Raw genomic sequence first — 4,478 nt, 5'->3', positions numbered from 1 at the left:
ATCCAAAGAGAGAATTTTCAAAAAGCTAAATTTATTTGGGATGAAGCTATCCAAGAGATAGCTGCTGCCTAAAATTTAAGGGTCAGGGTTGTGTTGCGGCCATATTTCCATTAACTTGACGGTGCCGGTGTGCCCTTCATCTTTTTTGATATTTATTTTTTTAAATCCTACAATTTTATAATCTTTTATTCAATATCAGAATTTTATTCTATTTTTAACTTGACTGTGCCCTGGAGACAAAGGATATACAAAAAAGCAAAAGCAATACAGGTCAGTTGAAAAATAAATCTAAAGATCCGGTCATAATTACATAAAGCTATGACTGAGACTAAATAATACGAAGTAAATAAAATCAACATTTATATTCTTTTGCTAGAGCAACATATCTTTCCTTAGAAATATTTATATATTCTGTTTCTTCTTCCTTTAATTGTCGTAAAAATTTTGCTGGAACCCCTGCCCATAGCTCATTTATCTCTACTATTTTACTATTAGTGACTAGAGCTCCCGCTGCAACCATAGAGTAGGATTTAACTTGCGCATAGTCCATAATGGTAGAATTCATACCAATAAATGAATAATCACAAATTGTACAAGCATGAATTAAAGCCTTATGACCTATTGTCACACCATCGCCAATTATTGTCGGCCCATTATTAGTTCCAACGTGAATTATTGTTCCATCTTGAATGTTAGTTTCTTTTCCAATCCTTATATAATTAACATCACCCCTTATAACGCAATTATACCAAATACTTGATTTACTATCAATTTCTACATCTCCTATGATTACTGCATTCTCTGCAATGAATGCGTCCTTTGCTATTTTGGGAAATTTATTTTTATAAGGTAAAATAACTGCCATTACTCCTTTTTCTTTCTTTTTGTAACTTTAGGCTTGTAATTATCAATAAGCGTTGTTGCTTCGCTCAAATTAATATCAATTTTATCGATATTTTTCAAAGCATAGAATTTTTTATTACATTCTAAATATGGACCATATCTGCCAATTTTTACAAATATATCCTCATTGATAGATGGGTGCTTTCCTATAACTTTTGGTAAATTTAGCAAATTGGATGCAAATTCTAAACCAATATCCTCATGCGGATATTTTGCAGGAAGTGATGCACGCTTTTTTTTACCATCCTCTTCCTTCTCTAAATAAAATCCGTATGGACCTTTTTTGAGTAATATATTCACTTGAGTTTTTGCATCTATTCCTAAAATTTTCTCATTACTACTTGCATCATCTAGAGGCTCATCTCCAAATAACATTTTTTTGTTATTACATTCTGGGTAGTTTGAGCAACCTATAAATGCTCCAAATTTTCCTGTTCTTAGCCCTAATTTTCCATCTTTACATTTGCTACATTTTCTTAAATTTTCAATATCCTCAGCACCATCAGATTTAAAAATATAATCTACTAACAAATTTTCAACTTCATTAATTACATCCATATTTTTTATTTCTAAAACCTCATTGGATGTACTTTTAAATAGGGACCAAAAATTTGCCAATACTTCCTTCCAGTCTTTTTTTCCATTTGCTATATCGTCTAATTCATTTTCCAAATTTGCTGTGAAATCATAATCTATATACTTGTTAAAAAATTTATTGAGAAAAGCATCGACAAGCCTTCCTTTAGATTCTGGTATAAAGCTTTTTTGCATGATTTTAGCGTATTCCCTTTCGATTAATATCGAAATGATTTTAGGGTATGTAGAAGGTCTACCTATTCCTAATTCCTCCATTCTCTTTACAAGGCTTGCTTCAGTGTATCTAGGCGGAGACTGTGTAAAATGCTGATTAGGAGTAACTTTATTAAGTACTACATTATCTCCAGCTTTAAGTTTTGGAATTCTATTTCTGCTTTCATCTTGTTCATTATCTTGACCTTCTTTGTATACTTTATAAAACCCATCAAATACAAGAGTGGAACCTACAGATTTGAATATATGTTTACTATTTTGAGATGATATTTCTACAGTAACAGATTCTAATTTGGCATTAGCCATTTGGCTTGCAATCGTTCTCTTCCAAATTAGTTCATATAATCTGTATTGATCATTATCCAAAAATTCTTTTATATCATTAGGAGTATTTTGAAAACTAGTTGGCCTAATTGCCTCATGAGCTTCCTGAGCATTTTTAGATTTTGATTTATAAATAATAGGAGTTGAAGGCAAATAATTTGGACCATAATGATTTTTTATATGGGAAACAATATTCTTAATAGCTTCATTCGATATTGTAACACCATCCGTTCTCATGTAGGTGATTAAACCTTCAACTTCACCGTTAATTTGAATGCCTTCATAAAGCTTTTGCGCAACCAACATTGTTTTTTGTGCAGTAAAATTTAATTTTCTGGAAGCCTCTTGTATTAAAGTTGAAGTAATAAATGGAGCTGTAGGCTTTCTGCTCATCTCCTTAGTTTTAATAGAAGAAACTGCATATTTCAGCTTTTCAACATTTTTTACTATTTCCTCAGCATACTTCTCATTTGTTATACCAAGTTTTTCAATTTTTTTACCATCGTAGATATGAAGTTGAGAATCAAAATTAACTTTGTCCTCATTTTGAAATATAGAATCTATTGACCAATATTCTTGCTCCCTAAATTTATCTCTTTCATTTTCTCTTTCACATAGTAGCTTTAGAGCAACTGATTGCACTCTTCCTGCAGATCTACTGCCCGGTAATTTTCTCCATAAAACAGGAGATAAAGTAAACCCAACTAAATAATCTAGTGCCTGCCTCGCCTGTTGTGCGCGCACTAAATTATCATCTAACTTTCTTGGATTTTTTATAGCATTTATCACAGCATTTTTTGTTATTTCATGAAATACAATTCTTTTTATCTCTACGCCCTTATTAATAGATTTTTTACTTTTCATCGTCTCTAAAACATGCCACGAAATTGCTTCTCCTTCTCTATCGGGGTCAGTCGCTAGAAAAATAGCGTCCGCCTTTTTAAAATTTTCAGAAAGTTTTTTTATTGTATCTTTTGCCTTTTCAAGCACTTTATATGTAATTTTAAAATTATTCTCTGGTTCTACCGCATCTTTGACAGATGGCAAACTCCTTACATGACCATATGAAGAAATTACTTTGTAGTCTTTACCCAAATATTTCTCTAAAGTTTTTGCTTTTGCAGGAGATTCAACTATAAGTAATTTCATTATGTATAAAAATATTAATTAATTATATGTTAGTTTGCATATTTGTTCATAACATGCAATATTTATTGAGAAAGATAGTAGAGGACTCTAGTATAAATTAATATCTCACTTTGACTTATGTATAGTTAAATCTTATTTTTTTATAAAACAATATAAGTCAATGTATAAATCAATGATTTATTAATTTTATTAGAGATATTCAGCATTATAAATGACCAATGACTAAAAAAAATTATATGATAAATTATATGGAGTATTTCTTCGAAATGCTTATTGCTGAAAGAGGAGCAACAGAAAATACAATATTATCCTACAAAAAAGATATCAAAGATTTATTTGATTATCTAGAATTAAACCATATAGCACTAGAAAAAGTTACTCCCTTCATAGTAAAGGATTTTATAGCAAAGTTGAGCAAAAAGAATTTAGGAGCTAAAACTATAGGTAGAAAAATTTCTGCTTTAAGGCAGTTTTTTTCTTTTTTGGTATCTGATGGAATATTTAAAGAAAATCCCACATTAAACATCATTATGCCTATAAGGCCAGAATCTGTCCCAAAAGCACTTTCCAAAAATATATTGAGTCAATTAATAGAAACAGCATACAATGATGTTACCAAGGAGGGTCTAAGAGATTACGCAATGCTTGAGATATTATACTCAACAGGTATGAGAATTTCCGAATTAGTTGCATTAGAAATGAAATCATTAGAAGGTTTTTCTAGTGATTCAGAAGTAAATCTTTTAATAGTGAAGGGAAAGGGACAAAAAGAAAGAGCAGTCATATTAAACCAAAAAGCATGCAAAGCATTGAAAAATTATTTAAACATTAGAAATAAATTTTTATCTGCTGGAATAAAGGTAAATTGGGTATTTCCATCTATTTCAAAAAATAAAAAAATTATTCATATTTCTAGGCAAAGATTTGGTCAAATTCTTAAAGAAATTGCTATAAAGTCTAATATTGATCCCTCAATTATTTCCCCACATAAAATTAGACATTCCTTCGCAACTCATATGTTAGACAATGGTGCTAACTTAAGAATTGTGCAAGAACTGTTGGGACATTCTGATATATCGTCAACCCAAATTTATACTAAAGTATCAGATTCTAAGACGAAAAAGCTACTACTAGATAAGCACCCATTAAGTCGATTACCTTTCAAAAATGGAAGCATAAATATTAGATAGCGTATAAATAGGAAAAGTGCTAACCTTTGACCTAAAACAATACAGGTATCAAATGGATTTTGAAATAATAGTAAGAAAAAAAGAAAAAGGCGAGGTAGTATC

General features: G+C 30.3%; 3 protein-coding genes. 1 reads left to right on the top strand and 2 read right to left on the bottom strand.

Going from position 1 to position 4,478, the window contains the following annotated elements:
• Positions 1 to 352 precede the first annotated feature (352 nt).
• Together L8D11_RS03685 and topA are read right to left on the bottom strand one after the other, a co-directional pair.
• Entirely contained in the window at positions 353 to 865 is a 513-nt protein-coding gene (locus L8D11_RS03685; protein WP_236870325.1) for a gamma carbonic anhydrase family protein, read from the bottom strand.
• The gene (gene topA / locus L8D11_RS03680) at positions 865 to 3,186 is read right to left on the bottom strand and encodes a type I DNA topoisomerase (protein ID WP_236870324.1); all 2,322 of its coding nucleotides are present in this window, start codon (positions 3,184 to 3,186) and stop codon (positions 865 to 867) included. Before topA ends, L8D11_RS03685 begins: the two co-directional genes overlap by 1 nt.
• Positions 3,187 to 3,422: 236 nt before the next feature.
• On the opposite strand from topA, the gene L8D11_RS03675 reads away from it, so the two are divergent.
• Positions 3,423 to 4,376, top strand: a complete 954-nt coding sequence (locus tag L8D11_RS03675; RefSeq protein WP_272906031.1) for a tyrosine recombinase — start codon at positions 3,423 to 3,425, stop codon at positions 4,374 to 4,376.
• Positions 4,377 to 4,478 lie beyond the last annotated feature (102 nt).

The sequence above is a fragment of the Candidatus Bandiella numerosa genome (assembly GCF_021811875.1).
GTDB classification, from domain to species: domain Bacteria; phylum Pseudomonadota; class Alphaproteobacteria; order Rickettsiales; family Midichloriaceae; genus Aquirickettsia; species Aquirickettsia numerosa_A.
The sequence above is the reverse complement of the archived record's forward strand: the minus strand, read 5'-3'. Positions and strand labels throughout refer to the sequence as shown.

Bases quoted from the DNA above. Each gene is read 5' to 3' on its own strand.
- topA (WP_236870324.1), bottom strand. From the start codon at position 3,186: ATGAAATTACTTATAGTTGAATCTCCTGCAAAAGCAAAAACTTTAGAG.
- L8D11_RS03675 (WP_272906031.1), top strand. From the start codon at position 3,423: ATGATAAATTATATGGAGTATTTCTTCGAAATGCTTATTGCTGAAAGA.
- L8D11_RS03685 (WP_236870325.1), bottom strand. From the start codon at position 865: ATGGCAGTTATTTTACCTTATAAAAATAAATTTCCCAAAATAGCAAAG.